The sequence below is a fragment of the Cytobacillus sp. FSL K6-0129 genome, assembly GCF_038007625.1.
Lineage (GTDB): Bacteria > Bacillota > Bacilli > Bacillales > Cytobacillaceae > Cytobacillus > Cytobacillus kochii.
The window spans coordinates 4,244,584-4,265,575 of record NZ_JBBOXM010000001.1; the positions used below are offsets into that span (position 1 = coordinate 4,244,584).

Annotated in this window: 24 protein-coding genes; 18 read left to right on the plus strand and 6 right to left on the minus strand. The window is 35.5% G+C overall.

Annotation, left to right across the window (positions count from 1 at the left end):
- Positions 1–17: 17 nt before the first annotated feature.
- The 3 genes from MHI57_RS21630 to MHI57_RS21640 all read right to left on the minus strand — a co-directional run bounded on the left by MHI57_RS21630 (position 18) and on the right by MHI57_RS21640 (position 3,353).
- Positions 18–869 carry a methyl-accepting chemotaxis protein gene (locus tag MHI57_RS21630; protein ID WP_095370175.1) on the minus strand — a complete coding sequence of 284 codons (852 nt, stop codon included), beginning with the start codon at positions 867–869 and terminating at the stop codon, positions 18–20.
- Positions 870–888: 19 nt separating this feature from the next.
- On the minus strand, positions 889–2,349 hold the full coding sequence (locus MHI57_RS21635) for an aldehyde dehydrogenase family protein (RefSeq protein ID WP_095370174.1): 1,461 nt from the start codon (positions 2,347–2,349) through the stop codon (positions 889–891).
- A gap of 125 nt (positions 2,350–2,474) precedes the next feature.
- Positions 2,475–3,353, minus strand: coding sequence for a LysR family transcriptional regulator (locus tag MHI57_RS21640; protein ID WP_095370173.1), 879 nt, complete (start codon positions 3,351–3,353; stop codon positions 2,475–2,477).
- A 105-nt stretch (positions 3,354–3,458) separates the two neighbouring features.
- Between MHI57_RS21640 and MHI57_RS21645 the strand changes: the two genes are divergently transcribed.
- Together MHI57_RS21645 and MHI57_RS21650 are read left to right on the plus strand one after the other, a co-directional pair.
- On the plus strand, positions 3,459–4,550 hold the full coding sequence (locus MHI57_RS21645; protein WP_095370172.1) for a citrate synthase/methylcitrate synthase: 1,092 nt from the start codon (positions 3,459–3,461) through the stop codon (positions 4,548–4,550).
- A gap of 145 nt (positions 4,551–4,695) precedes the next feature.
- On the plus strand, positions 4,696–4,962 hold the full coding sequence (locus MHI57_RS21650; RefSeq protein WP_095370171.1) for a hypothetical protein: 267 nt from the start codon (positions 4,696–4,698) through the stop codon (positions 4,960–4,962).
- 7 nt (positions 4,963–4,969) lie between these two features.
- On the opposite strand, the gene MHI57_RS21655 is transcribed toward MHI57_RS21650, so the two are convergent.
- Positions 4,970–5,479 (minus strand): DUF6241 domain-containing protein, encoded by a 510-nt coding sequence (locus tag MHI57_RS21655; protein ID WP_340978172.1) that lies wholly within the window; start codon positions 5,477–5,479, stop codon positions 4,970–4,972.
- A gap of 175 nt (positions 5,480–5,654) precedes the next feature.
- Here MHI57_RS21655 and MHI57_RS21660 point away from each other — a divergent pair, with 175 nt between their 5' ends.
- From MHI57_RS21660 to MHI57_RS21715, 12 genes are all read left to right on the plus strand, one after another.
- Entirely contained in the window at positions 5,655–6,077 is a 423-nt protein-coding gene (locus tag MHI57_RS21660; RefSeq protein ID WP_095370169.1) for a MarR family winged helix-turn-helix transcriptional regulator, read from the plus strand.
- Positions 6,061–6,408 (plus strand): DUF3147 family protein, encoded by a 348-nt coding sequence (locus tag MHI57_RS21665; protein ID WP_095370168.1) that lies wholly within the window; start codon positions 6,061–6,063, stop codon positions 6,406–6,408. The genes MHI57_RS21660 and MHI57_RS21665 overlap by 17 nt, the downstream gene beginning before the upstream one ends.
- 105 nt (positions 6,409–6,513) lie before the next feature.
- Positions 6,514–7,233, plus strand: coding sequence for a YebC/PmpR family DNA-binding transcriptional regulator (locus MHI57_RS21670; RefSeq protein ID WP_340978173.1), 720 nt, complete (start codon positions 6,514–6,516; stop codon positions 7,231–7,233).
- 222 nt (positions 7,234–7,455) lie between these two features.
- Complete coding sequence (locus tag MHI57_RS21675) at positions 7,456–7,719, plus strand: CD3324 family protein (protein WP_095370166.1); 264 nt, start codon at positions 7,456–7,458, stop codon at positions 7,717–7,719.
- A gap of 101 nt (positions 7,720–7,820) precedes the next feature.
- On the plus strand, positions 7,821–8,462 hold the full coding sequence (locus tag MHI57_RS21680) for a FusB/FusC family EF-G-binding protein (RefSeq protein WP_095370165.1): 642 nt from the start codon (positions 7,821–7,823) through the stop codon (positions 8,460–8,462).
- 379 nt (positions 8,463–8,841) lie between these two features.
- Entirely contained in the window at positions 8,842–9,822 is a 981-nt protein-coding gene (locus tag MHI57_RS21685; RefSeq protein ID WP_095373509.1) for a FecCD family ABC transporter permease, read from the plus strand.
- Complete coding sequence (locus tag MHI57_RS21690) at positions 9,815–10,822, plus strand: FecCD family ABC transporter permease (protein WP_095370164.1); 1,008 nt, start codon at positions 9,815–9,817, stop codon at positions 10,820–10,822. Before MHI57_RS21685 ends, MHI57_RS21690 begins: the two co-directional genes overlap by 8 nt.
- 17 nt (positions 10,823–10,839) lie before the next feature.
- Positions 10,840–11,616, plus strand: a complete 777-nt coding sequence (locus MHI57_RS21695) for an alpha/beta hydrolase (protein WP_322910016.1) — start codon at positions 10,840–10,842, stop codon at positions 11,614–11,616.
- Positions 11,617–11,747: 131 nt separating this feature from the next.
- Positions 11,748–12,848 carry an endospore germination permease gene (locus MHI57_RS21700; protein ID WP_340978174.1) on the plus strand — a complete coding sequence of 367 codons (1,101 nt, stop codon included), beginning with the start codon at positions 11,748–11,750 and terminating at the stop codon, positions 12,846–12,848.
- Positions 12,826–14,316, plus strand: coding sequence for a spore germination protein (locus MHI57_RS21705; RefSeq protein WP_328199577.1), 1,491 nt, complete (start codon positions 12,826–12,828; stop codon positions 14,314–14,316). Before MHI57_RS21700 ends, MHI57_RS21705 begins: the two co-directional genes overlap by 23 nt.
- A 73-nt stretch (positions 14,317–14,389) precedes the next feature.
- Entirely contained in the window at positions 14,390–15,448 is a 1,059-nt protein-coding gene (locus MHI57_RS21710; protein WP_340978176.1) for a Ger(x)C family spore germination protein, read from the plus strand.
- 26 nt (positions 15,449–15,474) lie between these two features.
- Positions 15,475–15,930 carry an NUDIX hydrolase gene (locus tag MHI57_RS21715; RefSeq protein ID WP_095373508.1) on the plus strand — a complete coding sequence of 152 codons (456 nt, stop codon included), beginning with the start codon at positions 15,475–15,477 and terminating at the stop codon, positions 15,928–15,930.
- A 49-nt stretch (positions 15,931–15,979) separates the two neighbouring features.
- Here the strand turns inward: MHI57_RS21715 and MHI57_RS21720 are convergent, their stop codons facing one another.
- Positions 15,980–16,270: an AbrB/MazE/SpoVT family DNA-binding domain-containing protein gene (locus tag MHI57_RS21720; RefSeq protein ID WP_095370159.1), complete on the minus strand. Its 291-nt coding sequence runs from the start codon at positions 16,268–16,270 to the stop codon at positions 15,980–15,982.
- Between the two features lie 289 nt (positions 16,271–16,559).
- On the opposite strand from MHI57_RS21720, the gene MHI57_RS21725 reads away from it, so the two are divergent.
- From MHI57_RS21725 to MHI57_RS21740, 4 genes are all read left to right on the plus strand, one after another.
- Entirely contained in the window at positions 16,560–17,537 is a 978-nt protein-coding gene (locus tag MHI57_RS21725) for a ring-cleaving dioxygenase (protein WP_307317625.1), read from the plus strand.
- Positions 17,538–17,881: 344 nt separating this feature from the next.
- Positions 17,882–19,048, plus strand: coding sequence for a TraB/GumN family protein (locus MHI57_RS21730; RefSeq protein ID WP_095370158.1), 1,167 nt, complete (start codon positions 17,882–17,884; stop codon positions 19,046–19,048).
- Positions 19,049–19,092: 44 nt separating this feature from the next.
- Positions 19,093–19,278, plus strand: coding sequence for a hypothetical protein (locus MHI57_RS21735; protein ID WP_095370157.1), 186 nt, complete (start codon positions 19,093–19,095; stop codon positions 19,276–19,278).
- A 127-nt stretch (positions 19,279–19,405) separates the two neighbouring features.
- Positions 19,406–19,792, plus strand: a complete 387-nt coding sequence (locus MHI57_RS21740) for a hypothetical protein (RefSeq protein ID WP_307317619.1) — start codon at positions 19,406–19,408, stop codon at positions 19,790–19,792.
- Positions 19,793–19,913: 121 nt separating this feature from the next.
- Here MHI57_RS21740 and MHI57_RS21745 read toward each other — a convergent pair whose 3' ends face one another.
- The gene (locus MHI57_RS21745; protein ID WP_251162923.1) at positions 19,914–20,846 is read right to left on the minus strand and encodes an aldo/keto reductase; all 933 of its coding nucleotides are present in this window, start codon (positions 20,844–20,846) and stop codon (positions 19,914–19,916) included.
- Positions 20,847–20,992: the final 146 nt, after the last annotated feature.

The window sequence follows — 20,992 nt, forward strand, 5'->3', positions numbered from 1 at the left end:
ACATGACAGAAAGAATATCAATCACTATCTACTGTCGTATCAGCCATCTCCACTAAATGTTGAGCGTTGCGACTAATTTCTTGAATCGTCGCTGAAAACTCCTGAATGGAGGCTGCTTGGGTATCTGTTAATTGATGAATTTGTGAGAAAGATTGATTAAGCTCAGTGAGTAACCCCGCTATACTTTTCGTAATTTGATCTATTTGCGAAACATGGTCTTTACTATTACTTGCAAGTTTACGAATCTCTTCCGCTACTACAGAGAATCCTCTTCCAGCGTCCCCAGCTCGTGCTGCTTCAATTGCTGCATTTAAACCTAAAAGGTTACTTTGATCAGAAATACTTTTTACAGCAGTGGATATTTTTCCGATTTCATCTGCACTATGGCTAACAGTCCCCATTTGTGAAGACATATCAGTCACTTTATCTGCAAGAATAGTCACTGATTTACTTATCTCTTCAATGGCTGCAGCTGTTTGTTCTGATACTGCTGAAAGACTTTCTGCTACATCGAAGAGCTGATTGGACTTTTCTAAACTAATTCCAATACCTACTCCACCGATTACTTCACCCTTCTCATTATGAAGGGGGATGGCTTTTGCAATAAGGGGAAAACCGAATAATTCTTTTGGTACCATAGATGTTTTGGTGCTATTTGTACGTATGGATTCTGTAATAATGTCACCGTCTATTAGAGGGTCCCCAGGAGAGACATTTAATGAAAATGTCTTTCCTGGATAATTAATGATTAATTTCTCTGTATCATATATACCAATAGTGATATCATCATGAATTAATGTATTTAAGTAAGGTGCTACCTTTAGAAAAGCGTCCATTACGTTTATTGATTGCTGTTCTGTTTCAATCATATTTTTATCTCCCTAATTATTAATATGGCAATTGTCTTTGACTATAATTAACAGAAATCCATTTCATTGTTGTAAACTCATCTAAACTCCAATCTCCATTTAATCGACCAAGTCCGGATTGTTTTTCACCACCAAAAGCAACAATAGGCTCATCGTTAATCGTGACATCATTTACATGAATCATACCCGTGTGAATTCTTTTTGCCATTTCAACACCGCGTTCTACATTGGCAGTATGAAGCGCCCCGCTTAATCCGAGTTGTGTATTGTTGGCAATATTAATGGCATCTTCTTCTGTATCAAAAGTCATAATACAAACAACAGGACCAAAGAGTTCTTTTTGTGCGACTGTCATTTCAGGGGTCACATTTGTTAAAATCGTTGGTGCAACTAAATTCCCGCTAATTTCTCCTAATAGGATAGGTTCTGCACCTTCTTGAATGCCCGTATGAATTAAATCCTCTAATGTTGATGCTTGTCGTTTATTAATAACAGGACCGATAACGGTTTCAGGGTCGCTAGGATCCCCGACTTTAAGTGCTGCTACCTTTTCTTTAAATTTGTTCATAAACGTTGGGTAAATTGATTTTTGAACGAGAATACGATTCGCAGACATACAAATCTGTCCTTGGTGTGTGAAACGGCTAAATGTTGCTGCATTAACGGCATAATCAATATCTGCATCTTCCATGACGATAAAAGCACTATTACCGCCTAACTCTAGTAAAGGTTTTTTAAAGTTCTTCACTGCTACTTGACCGATGTAACTACCTACTGTAGTAGAACCGGTAAAAGAAATGATTCTTGGAATCGGATGTTCTACAAAGCCATCGCCAATTTCCTTAATATCACATAATACAACATTTAGTAATCCTTTAGGGACACCAGCTTCTTCAAATATCTTTCCTATTAATGTACCACCAGTTACCATTGAATCTTCATGAGGTTTGAGGACTACTCCACATCCCGCGCCAAGTGCAGGAGCAACTGATTTCATAGAAAGGAAGAAAGGAAAGTTAAATGGACTAATGACTCCAACCACACCAGCTGGAACACGATATAATCTATTTTCTTTATGGTCTTCTGTAGACGGCAGAATTTTACCTTCCATACGAAGTGGGTAAGTGGCTGCCTCTTTAATCATATTTTTTACAAGGCCAATTTCAAAAGCCGCTTTTAATCGAGTACCTCCAAGTTCAGCAATAATTAACTGGACAATTTCTTCTTCATGTGAGTCGATAATGGCTACCGCTTTTTCTAATATGTCTCGTTTTTTATAGGGGTTGACACGATCCCATTCTAGCTTTGCCTTAGCACTTGCTTGATATGCTTCATCAATATCTTCTAATGTAGCACCATTTACTTCTGCAAGGATGTCTTCATTAAATGGATTAATATTTTGTAAGAGAGTTTGACTTTTTCCTTGGCGCCATTCTCCATTTATAAACTGCTTATTTAATACTGATAATTGAAAACTCATGGAAAAACCTCCTTAGAATATATGAATCTAAGATGTTTATCGACTATAAGAGTCGAAAATGATAGTTAGTAAATGTAAAATATATAGGTAATTATATCTAATGTTGTTCATGTTTCGTTGAATTGTCACAAACGGTAGTTTTGTAAATATTTCATGAAATCAATTTGTTGGTTATTTTCTTTTTTCATCCAAGCGTACGTATGGGCTTGGGGTAATGTGATTTTTGATTGGGGGACTTCTAATAACCATCCTTCCATTAATTCTCTTCTTACAGTGGACAGCGGTAAATAGGAAACACCCAATCCCTCAATAATGAACCGTTTAGAAATGTGTATTTGCGATACTTTCATTGTTTTGATAAAGGCATACTGATAGTGAAGATCATTTTTTAGTTTAGACCAGTATATGGGATGATTGTCGGTTATTAAAAGATGATGAAATAAAATATCTTCCTCTTCCAATGGTGGTGCGCTCTCAGCATCTTTTCCATCATGCGCGATGATTAATTTAACATCTTCAGAGTATAGTATTTGATATTGCACCTCTCTTGAATTAGGCAGATTACAGCTCAAGCCGATATCAATATCCTCTTCGAAGAGAGCTTTTTCCATTTCCTCGGATTCTAGTACATGTACAGCTACTTCAACAAATGGATGCTTTCGCATATAATTTTTTAATGCGAAAGGTAGAATCGTATCAGCGATAATAGGAGAAATTCCTATGCTTAGCGAGGAAGTATATCCTTGCGTATAATGACTAAGTGCTTTTTTACCATCTTCAAAACTTGCTAGAATTTGTTTAGCATACGGAAGAAATTGTTTCCCGGCCTTTGTTAAACGCATGGAACGTCCCTCTTTCTTGAAAAGAGTGGTTGCTAATGCTTTTTCTAAATGACGGATATGAACAGTAACTGACGGTTGCGAAATATAAAGAGCTTCTGCTGTTTGTCTATAGTTTAAATAGTTTGCTGCTGTAATAAAGGTTTTTAACCATTGGAACTCCAATTTCCTCACCATCCTATCAATTAATATTATTAAATGAATTGATAAAAAATATTTAATTTTCTTAATTATACAACGAGCGTATACTAAAAAAAAGAAGAAAGGAGAATGAAAATGTTCAGGAAAGGCTTAAAGGGTGTCGTTGCGGTTGAAACAAAAGTGGCTTCTGTAGATGGAGAAAAAGGAAGATTAACTTATCGAGGTTATGACGTTGGAGAATTGACGAAAACATTAACATTTGAAGAAGCAGCATTTCTACTGTGGTATGGGGAATTGCCAACGGATAGGGAAGTGAAGAAGTGCATTCAAAAGATCAAAGATAATAGAGCATTAAGTCCTTTGCAATGGGAAGTGCTGCAGGCATTACCAAGAGATATGAGTTTAATGGATGTCATTCGAACGCTTATTTCATTAGAAGGTGATCAAACTTACAGCGGTCCCCCTACAGTGGAACAAGCCATCAAGCTAACAGCGGTAATTCCTACGATTATTGCTCACCGTACGAGACTATTAGCAAACAAAGATGTGGTCCATCCAGAGCTACAATTGTCACATGTTGAAAACTATTTATATATGCTTACTGGAAAAAAACCGTTAATAGCTCATGTTCAGGCATTAGAGACGTATATGATTTTAACGATGGAACACGGTATGAACGCATCAACATTTGCCGCTCGTGTGACCGCTTCTACTGAGTCAGATATCGTTTCTAGTATTGTAACAGCAATTGGTACAATGAAAGGACCACTACATGGTGGTGCGCCTACAGGTGTTATCGCATTATTAGAAGAATTGAAGGTTAGTAACGATAGAAAGAAAACGATTAAACATAAGATACTAAGTGGTGAAAAATTAATGGGGTTTGGCCATCGTGTATATAAAACGGTTGATCCAAGAGCCGAGGCTTTAAAAGAAAAGTTACTATCGATGCAAGTAGAGGATTCTTGGCTTCATTTTGCAATTGAAGTTGAAAAAGAAGTGGTTACAATACTTGCTGAGTTAAAACCTGATAGAAAACTATATACCAATGTTGAATTTTACGCAACAGCAATTATGAGAGCGCTCTCAATGGATCCTACTCTTTTTACTCCCACCTTCACTGCTGCTAGAATGGTAGGCTGGACAGCACATATTCTTGAACAAGCTGAAGATAATGTCATTTTTAGACCACAATCGACGTATGTTGGATCGGAAAAATAATCTCTGTATGTAAATGACAAAAAAGTTGCCCGAAAAATGGGCAACTTTTTTTGTGTAATTTTACATTATTACCCATATATTAATGATTTAGAATAAAGTATATTAAGCGTATGTAATTTTGAAAATGATGGATGGGAGGGAAGGGATGAAGTATATTTATTCTTTTAGTGTGTTTATATTGGTTTTGTTAATGTGTTTTTATTTAGTTGCTACAAGCATTGTAGGTAGTTATCTTATTGGTGATGAGTTGTATAAGAATCATCTTATTTTTCCAACTGCACAAGATGGAACACCTACTGTGGTGGATCAAGCGTTGTATGCATTTAAAGTTTCAGGCTATCCCTATTATGCCCTTCTCTGCTTTATGATGATTATATTTACTCTGTATAGAAAAAAGAGGAAAAGTAAGTAGTTACGACTTATTCAAAATACTTCTCAATAAAAGCTTCTTCTTCTTCTGGGGATAAGATTCCAGTTGCCTTACCAATTGTGCCATTTTGCAATGACCAGAAATAATTGTGGTCATTATCTACATTAGAGAAATCCTCTTTGCTCCATTTATCTAAAATAGTTAAAAGCTCTTCTTCATGTTCAAATTGATTGTTTTCAATCGTTTTTTTTACTTCTTCAATTGCTTGTTCTGACATTCGAACAGAACCCCACTTTTCACTTGCCTTGACTTTTTGATGTGTCATTTTATGCATCACATCAATTACTTCACTTTGAGTCGAATTTGTACTTAATCCTGTGTTTTCCGTATAGGCATTCATATCCCCATCTATACTAGCTTTTCTTGATGCTTTATTTGAAGTATCACCTTGAAGATTAGCTACTGAAAGAGAATCATTACTGAGATAACTTGCAGTAAACCAGCCTCCGCTAATAATCACAAATCCACTTATTATAATAATTACGAGCCATTTTTTCATATTAATTTGATCCCCTTTCAAAGTAGGAAGGTTTGTGAAGGTGGAAACTTTCTTAGAGAATTGATTTTAATACAGATTATTGTGAATATTTTACCATAACTTAAAAACATTTGTATATTTATCGTATTATACGATATAATCTTATTATAAGATGAAAAAGAATGAGGTTGATTATATGAATCCAACTGAACTAAATAAATACTGGACAGACATCTATTTTTACTTACGTTATCAAAATCAAAACGAGGATAAGATATCCCATCAAGGTGTAAGGATTTTGCAGCTTTTAGATAAGTGTGAACATATTGGAATAAAAGAAGTAGCGAAAAATATTGACGTCTCACACAATACTGCGTCTGAACATGTGAAGAGGTTGATTCATAAGTCATGGATACATAAAGAAAGATCAACAGTAGATGAGAGAATGGTTATATTAAGGCTAACTGAACAAGGGAGGCAAGTACTAAAGAGAAATGCGAATCTTGACGAGGGAAAATTAGCGCATATTCTTGCTAGTATGACGCCTTCGGAGAAACAAATCATTGATTCAGCCTTACACTTATTAAGTGAGCGAGCGAAAAATGCAACTAATAGTTAAAATACTTCTTTCAGCAATCATTATTGGCGTTGTTACAGAAATGGCTAAACGTTTTCCTACATATGGTGGTGTCATTGCTGCATTGCCACTTGTCAGTTTATTAAGCCTTATTTGGCTCTGGGTAGAAAAAAATGATACAGGAGTGATGAGTGAATTCACACTTGGGGTTCTTTTAGGTTTACCAAGTACGATAGTGCTTTTGGCTATTGTCTTTTTTTCGCTAAAGTCTGCTTTTTCTTTTGCTGTTTCTATTCTTTTCGGTGTCATAGGTTGGGCAGTTTTTCTCGGGGCACAATTTGTCTTACTTAACCTATGGAAAAACATTAATTAATCAACGAGCTTTTTTCTCTTAGCGGTTTGCGTTATAATAATCAATGAATATTTAGTGCATCTAAAAAAATGATGATTAGATAAAAGTTGAAAGAGAGTGGGACATATGGGCCGTAAATGGAATAATATAAAAGATAAGAAAGCGGCAAAGGACGCCAATAATAGCCGTATTTATACGAAATTTGCCCTTGAAATCTACGTAGTGGCAAGACAAGGGGAACCTGATCCAGAATCGAATCAGGCATTAAAACAAGTATTGGAACGTGCAAAAACATATAATGTACCGAGAAATATTATCGACCGCGCGATTGATAAAGCGAAGGGTGGCGGGGAAGAAAAGTATGATGAACTTCGTTACGAAGGATTTGGTCCTGGAGGTAGTATGATTATTGTTGATGCCCTTACCAATAATGTCAATCGCACAGCATCAAATGTGCGTGCTGCATTTGGTAAGAATGGTGGAAATATGGGTGTAAGTGGCTCTGTTTCTTATATGTTTGATGCAACAGCTGTTTTTGGTTTAGAAGGAAAAACAGTGGATGAAGTGTTAGAAATATTGATGGAAGCGGATATTGATGTGCGTGACCTTCTTGAAGAAGAAGAATCAGTGATTGTTTATGCAGAACCTGACCAATTCCATGCTGTTCAAGAGGCGCTAAAAGGTGCTGGCATTGAAGAGTTTACGGTTGCAGAACAAACGATGTTACCACAAACAGAAGTGAACTTAGAGGAAGAACAACTCGCACAATTTGACAAATTAATTGATGCCCTAGAAGATTTAGATGATGTACAACGTGTTTACCATAATGTAGACATGAGTGAATAAATATAAATGATGGATGCGATTTTTTGTTTCGCATCCATTTTATTCTATTTTTAGGAGGTGGTCACAAAATGCAAATCACCTTTTTGCTAAATAATGAAACAGCTCACGCAAAGCCTATAGAGAAGGCGATACTTTGTGTGAGGTAGAATAAAAGCAATCGCCATGTCTCTTCATTAGGCTTTGCGTCCTTATTATCTACAAACAATAAGGAGCGAGCGTAAGATGAGATATCAAAAAGCAAAGAATGTGTTACCACCTGAATTATTAAAAGAGATACAAAAATATATTCAGGGTGAATCGATTTATATCCCTAAACCCGTTCACAATAAGGATGGTTGGGGAATGAAATCAGGAGCAAGACTCAAAATCAGTCAAAGAAATGAAGAAATTAGAGCATCCTATAGTATGGGGAAAACAATGGATGAGCTAAGCGATGAATACTTTTTAGCTCACGAGACAATAAGGAAAATTATTTACACAAAATAAATGATTTATGCCGACTTTAATTTTTATTTAAATTCGGCATTTTTTTATGTTTACATATAGGGTAAATTAATAAGGAAGAAACTAAGGCAGGAGTGAAAATAATGATAGCCTTTATGACCAACGAACAGTATAATCTTGTGAAAAAACAGGTGAATAAAATAATAAATGCCAAGGCCTCTGTCAATGATCCAACGATCTTAAAAACAGTAAAAACATTGGCATGGGAAGCGGTTCAGCAATCATTACCTGATATGGCGGAGGAGGAGGCTTCCTTACTGGGACAAATGCAATTGGTTGACGATCGATTAGCTGCAGATAAATTCTTCTATGAATTAAAGCGTTACGTTATCCCCTTCCCAGCTCTGTCAGAAACGAAACTAAGGAAGTTATTTCCAAAAGTGAAGAAGCTGAAGTTCCCATTAATTGATGCAGAAGATTATCAAACAATGACCTATCTATCTTGGGATGAAAAGGGTAGTCAGTACCGAATGATTGTTGCCCCATACGAGCAAAGCTATATTGGTTTAAGAGGAACTTTCCAACCTTCTGAACAAAAAGGGCTTTGTCATATTTGTCACCGTTTTACAGATATAGGCATGTTCATAGTCGAGACAAAGGGTGAAGTGGTTGGTACTTTTACCAAAAGAGGTAATACGGTGTGTAAAGATATGAAAGATTGTAATCATCATGTAGAAACTTTGCTTCATTTGTCAAAATTTATTCGACATATAAAAGGAAAATAGATAAATGTAGCGAAATACTTAAGTGGATATTGATTTGATTTTTAAGCGGCACTTCAGCGATGAAGTTGCCGTTTTTCTTTTGGTTGAGAAAATATAATTTGTCTAGTAAAATGCGCACATGCTGAAGGCTTCTAGGCTGACTGTATGTGTTTTTTTCTTCAAGGTATGAGAAGATTAGGTTTTTTCTCTTTTTATCTTGTCAATTGAGAGATGTTTTATTATAGTAAATGATAACGATTATCATTTTCGCCAAGAGTTTAGGTGGATTTTTTACATAGAAACAAAGACGGTAGTATCTTAACTATTTCTATACATTTTAATAGAAAAATAAATAAAAAGAGTTGTGGGGATTGTGAAGAATAAAACAAGATTAGCAAAAATGATTATATTGATATCACCTATACTTATTATAATAACAACTATTTTATCTGTTATTTACGGAACTAAAGGGATATCTTTAGCAACGATTTGGGAAGCTTTTACTGCATACGATGAAGGTAATACCGATCATGCGATTATTATTACCTCAAGGTTACCGAGGGTATTAACGGCCATGTTAGTTGGTGCATTTTTAGCTGTATCAGGTGCGATTATGCAAGGGATGACAAGGAATTATTTAGCTTCTCCTTCCATTATGGGTGTAACAGATGGTTCGGCTTTTGTTATCACTATTTGCATGATTGTATTGCCGAATATGACTTCAATTGAAATGATACTGTTTTCAATGGTTGGCTCCGCATTAGGTGCAGGGATTGTCTATGGGTTTGGCTCATTAATACCAAAAGGTTTGACACCCGTTCGATTAGCGATTATTGGGACCGTCATAGGTACCTTTTTATCAAGTACTTCTGCTGCATTAGCATCGTATTTTCAAATTTCACAAGATGTTAGTTTTTGGTATAATGCCAAACTACATCAAGTAGATGTAGATACATTTCTTTTGGCCATTCCATTTGGTGTCATTGGTTTGATTATCGCTCTCATCACTTCTGGACATATTACCATTCTTTCTCTAGGAGAAGAAATTGCTGTTACTTTGGGGCAAAAGACGAAATGGGTGAAAGCACTTGCTTTATTGGCAGTCATTTGTCTGACTGGGACAGCAGTAGCCCTCGTTGGTAAGGTTGGTTTTGTAGGGTTAATTATTCCTCATATTGCGAGATTTTTAGTTGGTGTAGATTATAGATGGCTCATTCCATCTTCCGCAATAATTGGGGCGATATTTCTAGCAGTATGTGATATCATTAGCCGGTTTGTCAATCATCCGTTCGAGACACCAATTGGTGTTGTGACAGCACTCATAGGAGTGCCATTCTTCCTCTACCTGATTTATAAGAGAGGGGGCGAAAAGCATGCGTAAAACCGTTCTTATTGCGATTGCTTTATCTATTCTTATTTTAGTGAGTGCTTATGTAAGCTTAGTTTATGGAGTTATAAATGTAAATTTTACTGATGTCATCAATACTTTATTCCGTATTGATCCGTCTGATCAGCTTGATTTAGTTATTTTTGATTTTCGCTTGCCTCGAATTGTCATTGGAGCACTTGTTGGATTTGGTTTAGGTATAGCAGGTACGGTCATTCAAGGTGTAACAAGGAATGGATTGGCTGATTCCGGAATTCTAGGAATCAATGCTGGAGCAGGGGCTGCAATTGTTATATTTATGTTGTTTTTCCAAGGGCAGCTGGATTTAACTGGTTGGCTATCGATTATGATTATGCCGATTTTTGGATTGATTGGTGGACTACTTGCAGCGGTTATTATCTTTTTCTTCTCTTGGCAAAAGGGGACATTTGATACTGGTCGGTTAATTCTAACTGGAATTGCCATTAGTTCGGGTTTTGGCGCGCTTTCTATGTATATCTCTTTAAAAATGAATTCTTCTGATTATGAGATGGCTGCTGTTTGGGTATCTGGGAGTATTTATAATGCGAATTGGATTTATATTATTTCAATGATACCTTGGCTAGTTATTCTTATTCCATTAATTATCCGGAAAAGTTATTTATTAGATCTTTTTCGACTATCTGACATTAGTTCGAAGGGTGTAGGAGTACCTGTTGAACGTGAAAAGATTAAACTCATTATTTTAAGCATTGGGTTAATTAGTGCTTGTGTATCTGTTTCAGGAAATATTAGCTTCATTGGTTTAATGGCACCACATATTGCACGACAATTGGTAGGAATGAAGCATCAATATATTTTACCGATTTCGGGCTTGATTGGTATGTTTCTTGTGGTCATTGCTGATTTTGTTGCCAAAAATGTTTTCACGCCAGTCGAATTGCCGGTAGGAATTGTCATATCAATGATTGGTGTACCATATTTCTTATATTTATTAGTCAAGCAAAAAAGATAATGATGGGGGATGGGAAAGTGTTACATGGAGAAATACAACAATGGACAGTACATTCTAAAACAAAGCAAGACTATGTCATTTCAATTCATATGCCAGAGAGTCCACCCCCACCTGAAGGCTACGGTGTTCTTTATGTACTTGATGGTGATGCCTATTTTCAGTTGATAAAGGAAGTTATTCGGCTGCAGGCGAAACGGTCTGCTAAAACAGGCGTATCTGAAGTGATTATTGTAGGTATAGGATATGGAGCTAAAGATTTTCATTCAAGGAGGGTCTTTGATTTTACCCCACCTGCAGAAAGTGACCAATTACCACTACGACCAGATGGTAGTGCTTGGGGAGATACTGGGGGAGCGGAACAGTTTTATAACTTTATAGAAAATGAGTTAAAACCAGCTATTAATAAAGAGTTTCCGGTTAATCAAGAGAATCAATCCTTATTTGGTCATTCTTTAGGTGGGTTATTCACATTAATGACGATGATGAAAAATCCAACATCTTATCAGGCGTATTTCGCTTGTAGTCCTTCGATCTGGTGGAATGGTGAAGCTCTCATGCAAGAAGTGCCAGCTTTTATGGAACGATTTGAACAAAGGCATGAGAATCTTGACATTCGCCTTTTTCTAGCAGCAGGTGGGGATGAGAAAGAACATTTATTGATAGCTGTTAGAAAGTATTATGAGAAAATCAATGAAATGGAACAACTGTCAGTTATCTATAAGGAAATAGAAGGAGAAAATCACGCTTCTATTATACCAACAGTATTAAGTACAGGTTTGAGATTTCTTCGGTAATTCTATAAAAAGGGGTTTTGTGATGCTTTATCACAAAACCCCTTTTTTAAATTGTTGCGGTTGTAAAATCAAATATGTTTTGGAATAAAAACCAACTTCTTCCCTCATATTAAGAAAAAGGGAGGTAAGAGATGATGGTTCGAAGTATTACGGCTTTAAATTCATTTCCTGTTTTGGGCCTTGCCATAGGTTTGATGACCCATGTAATTGTATTGCCCTCTGTATTAAGCGTGGCAGGACGTAGTGCTTGGGTTAGTTTAATGATAGCTGGAAGTCTTTATATTATTTGGATTCCTCTCATTTACATAATAATAAAGAAAACAGGGCAACAAAACCTGATGAACTGGTTAAAAACAAACAGTCCTCCAATTGTGTATAATGCCATTCGAGCACTGATATTATTTCTTTTATTCATCAATGTCTTTGTTACATTATATACAACTTTTTCTTGGGTGAATACCAATTATATGATTCAAACACCTAAGTATGTTTTATTTATCATTTTAATCATTCTTTGTTTATTAGCTGCCCTCTCAGGTATAAAAGCAATTACAATTGCTAGTGGAATTCTATTTCCTATCGTTTGTTTACTTGGTTTTTTTATTATGATAGCCAATTTTAAGTTTAAAGATTATTCGTTACTTTTTCCCATTTTTGAAGAAGGATGGGCACCTATTCTTTTTGGTGTTGTTATTTTATCAGGAGGGCTTTTGGAGATTTTTTTGTTAGTTTTATTACAGCATCATATTCGTGATAACATATCTTTAAAATTTTTCATTCCGATATGTATTTTCTTCGTCTTTGTTAATTTTGGCCCTTTAATTGGTGCGATTACTGAATTTGGTCCTTCACAAGCAGCAGAGTTAACGAACCCTGCTTATGCACAATGGCGCTTAATAACCTTAGGGAAATTTTTAAATAAGTTAGATTTTCTTTCTATTTATCAATGGCTTTCTGGTGCGTTTATTCGTATTAGCTTGTCTATCTTTATCATTGGGGATTTATTTCATTTTAAGACGCAAAAAAGAAAGGTGATTTTATTAATTAGTGTGTGTCTTTTTTTAATAATCGGACTATCTTTACCGATTGATGGACCGACTTATAAAATCATGATTGATCATTACTTTTTTTCTATTACAGTTATTGGGATTCTACTTGTGACGCTCAGTATTCATCTAATCCTATTAATTAAAGGAAGAGTGGAAAAAAATGAAAACGCGATTAAACAATAAGAAAAGACTGCCGAAGACTGATAAATTGGATGAGCAATACTTAAGGCAGCAATTCGCAATCAATGGCGACGTGCAATTTGTTAATTATTCGTTTCAGTATTATCCACAACCAGGGAAAGTGGTTGTTCTCTTTTCTGAAGTAATGATCGATAAAGGTAAATTAAGTGAGGCTTTAGGTAGGTTAGAAGAAAGTTTTTTAGCAGACCGACGCCTAGAAGAAAAAAGGGAAGAAAATGAGCAATTACTGATGTATCAAGTGAATGTGGAGGAAGAAGATAAAGAATCAATAGCTGAAGATATTTTTTCTGGTATGGTTTTTGTTCTAGTGGAAGAATTAGATGAAATCTTTAAATTTGATCTCCCTCAAATTCCAAACCGATCACCAGAAGAGTCCAATTCAGAATTATCTTTTCGAGGACCAAGAGATGGTTTTGTGGAAGACTTGCATATTAACCTTGCGTTAATAAGAAAACGGTATAAAACCTCAACGTTAGTAAATGAAGCAATTGAGTTAGGGGTACGTGGGAAAACAAAAATTAGTTTATTATATGTGAAAGATATAATAAAGGAGCAATATGTCATTGATTTAAAAAGCCAGTTAGCAAAAATAGAAACAGATGTGATTATTAGTACAACCGATTTAGAAGAGGTATTGTCAGGTAAGTACTATACTCTTTTCCCCTTGTTTAATTATACCGGACGTCCTGATAACGTAGTTGCTAATCTAGATTTAGGTAGATTTGTCATTATTGTGGATGGTTGTCCTACTGTAATGGTTGGTCCAACTACATTATTTTCAGTATTAAAAACACCGGAAGATCGCTTCACAGAATATTATTATACGAATATGCAAATGTTTTTTAGGTTAACTGGTCTTGTCATATCAAGTATTTTGCCAGGATTTTATGTTGCTATGATTTCCTTTCATATGGATCAATTGCCTTTCCCATTTTTGGCGACTATCACAGTATCGCGAATGGGATTACCATTATCACCACCGTTAGAGGCATTTTTAGTCTTAGCTTTATTTGAGTTATTTAAGGAAGCAGGTAATACTCTTCCAAGGGCTATCGGACAAACATTAACGGTCGTAGGGGGGCTAATCATTGGTGATGCAGCAATAAGAGGTGGTTTAACAGCTCCCACCATGCTTGTTATTGCTGGTGTCACTTCTGTTGCTGCGTATACCCTCGTTAACCAGTCACTCGGTGCCTCCTTAAGCCTTGTACGTTTCTTTATCTTGCTTTTTTCAGCAGTACTCGGTTTATTTGGCTTTTTTATCAGTATTTTTTCAGTGATATTGTATTTATCTAGACTAGAGATGTTTGGTTTGCCTTATTTAGCTCCACTTTCTCCTTTGTCATTTAAAGATACATTTGCAAGTATTTTAGAAAAACCATATCTTTTACGAAAAAAAAGGTCAAGTACTATGCGACCTAAGGATGACACGAAGGGTAGGCTAAAATGAAAAAAATCCTTATACCTATTATCGTATGTGCTCTTCTATTAAGTGGTTGTTGGGATGAAAAGGACATGTGGAAATGCAATATATAACCGCCATTGGCATTGATTATGATAAGGAAAAAGAGGATTATATATTGTACGCACAGGTAGTATCTTTTGCAGGTGTAGCAAAGTCGGAGCAAGCAGAAACAGTGCCGTCGAAGGTCTGGGTTGCTAAAGGTCAAGGAAAATCAATGGAAGCTGCTATAAATATGATTTACGATAAATCCAATCAAATAGTATACTGGGCACATATAGGAATCATTATTTTTCATGAACGATTACTGCAACATGGGATTGATCAAATAAGTGACAGTTTGGCTCGTTTTCAACAGATACGGGAAACTAACTGGATGTATGGCACGAAAGATTCGATTGAGGATATCCTACTAGTAACAAGTCTCTTTAGCTCCGCGGTTCAAACAACACTTTTTAATCCAGAGGAAGCTTATCATGTACACTCTATCATTTCACCTATCAGAATGCATCGGTTCTATTCAGACTTTACTGAGAAAGCTACCACCACAAAACTACCGATGATATCAGTAAAAGAGGATGTTTGGAGAACTAAGGGAGCAACAAATGATTCAGCTAAAAGCTCTGGAGTCTTCCTTTTAAAGGAAAAGAAATATTTAGGGGGCTTACCAATAAGTCAATTCAGAGGCTTACGTTGGGTAACAAAGACCACAAAAAGGTCTCCGTTAAGAATCAAATTGGAAAATAATGATGAAGTAAATCTCATTATTACCCAATTAGACCCACATTTGAAAATAAATGAATTAGACAAAGATAAATTTGATATCGATATTAATGCAAATGGAGGAATCATTGAGGTTCATAAAGAAATTTCGTTACCCATTCTGAAGGAAAAAATTATCGAAAAAATGGAGAAGGAAATTAGAGAGACCTATGAGAATGCTTTAAACATAAAAGCAGATATATATAATCTTGAAGAACTTGTGTATAGAAAAGATTATGACCGTTGGAAGCATGATTACAAAGGAAGGTTTACACTAACAGAAAATTCTATTGCGAATATAAATATCGATATTACTATTACGAAAACAGGAGAGTACGATTATCAATTTTCTTATTAAGATTGGGAGAGGGGAAGCAAGACGAAATGGAATACTATAAAAAGATAAGAGAGTATGTAGGTAAGGAGCCATTACTTTTACCTGGAGCTGTTGTTGTTATCGTGAATGACCGAAATGAGATTTTGCTACAACAAAGGCCGGAGTCTCTTTGGGGCTTACCCGGAGGATTAATGGACTTAGGTGAAAGTATGGAGGAAGTAGCGAAAAGAGAAGTTAGAGAGGAAACGGGGCTTGTAGTCGAGAATCTTTCGTTTGTTCAGTTGTTTTCAGGTAAGGAATTCTTTGTACGTACAAAAAACGGTGATCAGTTTTATGCCATTACTGCGGTTTATATGACAAATGACTATAGTGGGAAATTAACTACAAATAGTGAGGAAACCTTGTCTGCACAATTCTTTCCTATTGAACAGCTTCCAAGTGGATTAATCGAGAATTATCAAAAGTATATAGAACCAGTTAAACAATTATTAAAGCAACCATAAAAAAACAAGGCTCTCATTCTATACTTGAAGAGCCTAGTTTCTTAATCGCCTATTTAAAATGTAACAGTGATTGTTTGTTTCTAATTTCTGTTATGAGTGATTCTGCTGCTTTTCTACTAAGTACAATTTTCCCGTCGGCTAGCACTAAATTATCGTTCTCGATTTCACCAGTTATTTGACAAGCTTTACTGGCATTATACTTTTGTAATATAATTCGATCATTTTCAACGAATATTTCAAGTGGATCCTTCTCATAAATTTCTAAAGTATTTCTTAGTTCCTTTGGAATGACTATTCTCCCTAATTCATCAACTTTACGAACAATGCCTGTGCTTTTCAAAATGACTACCTCCTATTAATGGTTGTGGATTCCACTTATTTTTTTTAATAGTTAATTATTATACAATGTTAGCAAAAATCCTTTATTAAACTGGTTACATTTATATTACTATTTTTATCGTTTTTGTCATAAAAGTTTTTTTCTGTAAAATGGGATAGAGCAATCATAATAAGTTGACAGAAAATCGAATTCGTGATAATTTTATCTCAAGTTAAAGATATTTTAATTCAAGATATATAAATACTTTTAAATTATTATGTAGATATTAATTCTAGAAGGGAATGATTCGATGTACGGTATAAAAGGCGTTCATCATGTAACTGCGATTACTAGTAGTGCAGAAAAGAATTATCAATTTTTCACCTATACTTTAGGTATGAGATTAGTGAAAAAGACTGTCAATCAAGATGATATTCAAACATATCATTTGTTTTTCGCAGATGATACGGGAAGTCCTGGAACAGATATGACTTTCTTCGATTTCCCTAATATACCCAAAGGTGTTCATGGTACAAATGAAATTTTTCAAACATCTTTCCGTGTACCTAGTGATCAGGCATTGGCTTATTGGGTGAAAAGGTTTGACCGGTTAAATGTTGCCCATAGCGGTATACAAGAGCAATTTGGCAAAAGAGTTTTGCCGTTTGTTGATTTTGATGATCAGCAGTATCAGCTTATTTCCGATGAAAATAATAAAGGTGTCGAAGCTGGGACACCGTGGCAAAATGGTCCTATTCCTTTAGAGTATGCGATTACTGGCCTTGGTCCGGTCTTTGTACGTGTATCTAATATTGATTATTTTAAAGAAATGCTGATGAAAGTATTAGAGTTTAGAGAAATTGCCCAAGAAGGTGACTTGTACTTATTTGAAGTTGGCGAAGGTGGTAATGGTGCACAAGTAATTGTTGAGTATAATACCGTTTTACCGATGGCACGCCAAGGATACGGTACCGTCCATCATGCTGCTTTTAGAGTGGAAGATAGGGAAGCTATTGATCATTGGACTGGGAGAATGGCGCAATTTGGCTACCAATCATCAGGTTTTATTGACCGTTTCTTCTTCGGCTCTTTGTATACAAGAGTTGCACCGCAAATTCTATTTGAGCTGGCAACAGACGGTCCAGGGTTTATGGGAGATGAACCATATGAGACACTAGGTGAATCGTTGTCACTGCCACCATTCTTCGAATCTAAAAGAGAACAAATTGAAGGCCTAGTCAGACCAATCGATACAGTTCGAAGTACAATTGACTTTAAAAAAGAATGACGCACTCTATTAGTATTAATTAGGATTAAGCAAACGCGATCTCATTTGATCGCGTTTTTTAATTTCGTTAAAATTAATTATGCTTAAAACAATACATACTTATCTGAGTTGATTATTTTTCAAGATGATACATAACACCCACCAATTAATAGGGATACTATTCATATGTTTTATCTAATTTGTGTGAAATACAATATTTATAACTAAAAGGAATAAGGGAATAACATGGAGGAGTGTTTTTTCAAAGAAATAAGAGAAATCAATTTTCATTTTGCATTTTCTAGTTTAGTATGGTTATATGTATAAAAAGTACGGTTAGGTTAGATGAAGGGGAAGATCGTTGCATGTCAGAAGAAAATATCACGAGAATACATATGTATGATAAAGAATATATCCTTATTGGTACAGCACATATATCCAAAAATAGTGCGGAGCAAGTAAAAGAAGTGATTGAAAGAGAGCAGCCTGACTCCGTATGTATTGAATTAGATAAAGGTAGATATGAGTCTATTACAGAAGGAAATAAATGGAAAGACATGGATATTTTTAAGGTGATTAAAGAAAAGAAAGCAACACTTTTATTAATGAATCTTGCTATCTCCTCTTTTCAAAATCGTATGGCTAAACAATTCGGAATTAAAGCAGGACAAGAGATGATTCAAGGCATTGAATCTGCTAAGGAAACCGGAGCAAAGCTTGTGTTAGCTGATAGAAATATCCAAATTACGTTTTCTCGTATCTGGAGAGGACTGGGTTTTAAGGGAAAAGCAATGTTACTTTCACAAGTATTTGCCGGTATATTTAGCAATGAAACGATAACTGAAGAAGAACTAGAAAAAATGAAAAATCAAGACTCAATTGATTCCATTTTAAATGATTTTACTGAGGTATTCCCACAATTAAAAGTACCTTTAATTGATGAACGCGATCAATATTTGGCAGAAAAAATAAAGAATGCGCCCGGTGAAAAGGTTGTTGCTGTATTAGGAGCAGCTCATGTTCCAGGTATTAAAAGGGAATTTGAGAAAAAACATGATCTCAAGAAATTAACGGAAGTACCACCAAAATCAAAAGCGCCAAAAGTAATTGGCTGGATGATTCCAGTAGCAATTTTAGTCCTTATTGTTCTTACTTTTCTCATGAATCCATCGGCTGGAGTACAACAAACAATTAGTTGGGCCCTTTGGAATGGAGGGCTCGCTGCTCTAGGGGCTGCTATTGCATTTGGACATCCTCTTACAATATTATCAGCATTTATTGCTGCGCCATTTACATCTTTAAGTCCGTTGTTGGCTGTAGGTTGGATCGCCGGATTTGTCCAAGCATTCATTAAGCGTCCGAACGTTCGCGATTTCGAAAACCTCTCGGAAGATGTATTTACATTGAAAGGGTTTTGGAATAATAAAGTAACTAGGATTCTCCTCATTATTGTGCTATCCAATCTCGGTAGCTCATTAGGAACTTTTATTGGCGGAGCAGATGTCATTCGTTTATTTATTGATCATTTATAAGTTATACTAGAATTAGTAATGTTCATTGAAAGGAAGTATGACGTTTGAAGAAATTCCCAACAATTATTATTGTTGCTATTGTAGTTGCGATAATAGCGTTTAATATGCTGGAAGCTGATTCAGCAGAATTAGTATTACGTGATCGAACGTTGATTTCAGCTGGTGCAGGTGTTTTGTCCGGAACCATTATGTGGATTCTTTTAACACTTGATAAAAAAGATAAAAAGTAATGTAAGAGCGCCTTTTCTTTTGAAAGGCGTTTTTTTATATGGGCTTTAGTTGTGATGTTCTCTTTTTGTCATAACAGTTGAGGTTGGTCAATACAATGAAATAACAACGAATGAAAGAGGGGACAGCATGAATACGAATAGGGTGATTACCAATGAAGTACTTGTACGCTATGCGGAGCTCAGCAGATTAAAAAAACAAATTGATGAAGAGTTAGGTGCTATGAAAAAAGTATTCAATGAATACTTTGATCAAGCGGTAGGGAGAAACGAAAAAGGTGAACTCATCCTCTCCCAATATAAATTACAGCGTCAAATTAGGGTGAAAGAGCAGTACGATAGAGAGAAGACGGTAAACAAATTAGAATCTATTAATCAGCATCAACTTATTCAAAAAATACCAGATGAGAAGAGAATTCAGTCTGCACTAGATTTAGAAATTATCGATGATAAAGATTTATCTGACTGTAAAACCACACAATATACGAAGGTGATTGTCGTTAAAGCAAAGGAATGAGGAGAAAAGATATATGGGATTTAGCATAGTTTAAAATATGTATTTTACACGAACAAATCCATTTTTTTGAATTTGTTCGTGTATTTGGTATTGTTCTGACTATTTTTTGAACCGGCTTGTCTTATTTAAAGATGGTAGAGATTTGCTCTATTTCTTCTCCGGAAAGTTGCACTTCTAATGTTTTTAAATTATTCAACACTTGCTCGGCTCTTTTAGCCCCTGGGATAATGGCGTCGATGCTGTCTTTTGTTAAATACCAGGCTAAAACTATATGGGCGACTTCCACATTTTTCGCTTGGGCAATACCTCGTAATTCATCTACTTTTGCTAAGTTATCTTCAAAAACCTCTTTTTGAAAATGTGGGGAGTTAGCACGCAAGTCACTGAATGTTGTATTTTTATCGTATTTCCCTGCTAATAAGCCAGATGCTAGTGGAAAATAAGGTATGAATGAAATATTGTTTTCTTTTGTATAAGGAAGTAAGTCTGCCTCGGCGTTTCTCTGTAATAAATTGTATTCCCCTTGGTATACATCTACATAACCATCTTTATTGGCTTCTTTTAATTGATCAATAGAAAAATTAGATACGCCAATAGCTCTTATTTTTCCCGCGTCTTTCAGTTCTTTCAACGCTCCAACTGCTTCGTCTTTTGGTGTTGATTCATCAGGAAAATGAATGTAATAAAGGTCAATATAGTCAGTTTGGAGTCTACGTAAGCTATCGTCTACAGATTGTTTTAAGAAACTGGGACTGTTATCCATCACCACATCTTCTTTAACGAATTTATGAGCGCCCTTGGTCGCAATGACTGCTTCTTCACGTTTGCCTCTTTCTTGTAAAACCTCCCCAATGAGTTCCTCTGACCGCTCAGGCCCGTAAATAAAGGCTGTGTCAAGAAGGTTCACGCCATTATTCAATGCTTCATGAACCAGTTTTTTTCCTTGTGCTTCATCAAGGTTGGAGTATAAATTATGTCCACCCACTGCATTTGTTCCAAGACCAATAGGATTAACAAAAAGTCCAGATTTACCTAATTGTTGTTTCGACTTCATTTACTTCACTCCTTCTTTTAAGTTAATCTGATCATAACAAATAATGTTAAGATAACAAAGAAATGCGTTTGTCATTCTTTCTTTTAAGTTGACATCTACTTGACATGAAGCAGAACGATAATGAATAGTAAAACATACGTCAGGAG

What these genes read in the sequence shown, in the direction of transcription:
- MHI57_RS21630 (WP_095370175.1), bottom strand. Translation starts at nt 869, where the DNA reads ATGATTGAAACAGAACAGCAATCAATAAACGTAATGGACGCTTTTCTA.
- MHI57_RS21635 (WP_095370174.1), bottom strand. Translation starts at nt 2,349, where the DNA reads ATGAGTTTTCAATTATCAGTATTAAATAAGCAGTTTATAAATGGAGAA.
- MHI57_RS21645 (WP_095370172.1), top strand. Translation starts at nt 3,459, where the DNA reads ATGAAAATGTTCAGGAAAGGCTTAAAGGGTGTCGTTGCGGTTGAAACA.
- MHI57_RS21650 (WP_095370171.1), top strand. Translation starts at nt 4,696, where the DNA reads ATGAAGTATATTTATTCTTTTAGTGTGTTTATATTGGTTTTGTTAATG.
- MHI57_RS21655 (WP_340978172.1), bottom strand. Translation starts at nt 5,479, where the DNA reads ATGAAAAAATGGCTCGTAATTATTATAATAAGTGGATTTGTGATTATT.
- MHI57_RS21660 (WP_095370169.1), top strand. Translation starts at nt 5,655, where the DNA reads ATGAATCCAACTGAACTAAATAAATACTGGACAGACATCTATTTTTAC.
- MHI57_RS21665 (WP_095370168.1), top strand. Translation starts at nt 6,061, where the DNA reads ATGCAACTAATAGTTAAAATACTTCTTTCAGCAATCATTATTGGCGTT.
- MHI57_RS21670 (WP_340978173.1), top strand. Translation starts at nt 6,514, where the DNA reads ATGGGCCGTAAATGGAATAATATAAAAGATAAGAAAGCGGCAAAGGAC.
- MHI57_RS21675 (WP_095370166.1), top strand. Translation starts at nt 7,456, where the DNA reads ATGAGATATCAAAAAGCAAAGAATGTGTTACCACCTGAATTATTAAAA.
- MHI57_RS21680 (WP_095370165.1), top strand. Translation starts at nt 7,821, where the DNA reads ATGATAGCCTTTATGACCAACGAACAGTATAATCTTGTGAAAAAACAG.
- MHI57_RS21685 (WP_095373509.1), top strand. Translation starts at nt 8,842, where the DNA reads ATGATTATATTGATATCACCTATACTTATTATAATAACAACTATTTTA.
- MHI57_RS21690 (WP_095370164.1), top strand. Translation starts at nt 9,815, where the DNA reads ATGCGTAAAACCGTTCTTATTGCGATTGCTTTATCTATTCTTATTTTA.
- MHI57_RS21700 (WP_340978174.1), top strand. Translation starts at nt 11,748, where the DNA reads ATGATGGTTCGAAGTATTACGGCTTTAAATTCATTTCCTGTTTTGGGC.
- MHI57_RS21705 (WP_328199577.1), top strand. Translation starts at nt 12,826, where the DNA reads ATGAAAACGCGATTAAACAATAAGAAAAGACTGCCGAAGACTGATAAA.
- MHI57_RS21710 (WP_340978176.1), top strand. Translation starts at nt 14,390, where the DNA reads ATGCAATATATAACCGCCATTGGCATTGATTATGATAAGGAAAAAGAG.
- MHI57_RS21715 (WP_095373508.1), top strand. Translation starts at nt 15,475, where the DNA reads ATGGAATACTATAAAAAGATAAGAGAGTATGTAGGTAAGGAGCCATTA.
- MHI57_RS21725 (WP_307317625.1), top strand. Translation starts at nt 16,560, where the DNA reads ATGTACGGTATAAAAGGCGTTCATCATGTAACTGCGATTACTAGTAGT.
- MHI57_RS21730 (WP_095370158.1), top strand. Translation starts at nt 17,882, where the DNA reads ATGTCAGAAGAAAATATCACGAGAATACATATGTATGATAAAGAATAT.
- MHI57_RS21740 (WP_307317619.1), top strand. Translation starts at nt 19,406, where the DNA reads ATGAATACGAATAGGGTGATTACCAATGAAGTACTTGTACGCTATGCG.
- MHI57_RS21745 (WP_251162923.1), bottom strand. Translation starts at nt 20,846, where the DNA reads ATGAAGTCGAAACAACAATTAGGTAAATCTGGACTTTTTGTTAATCCT.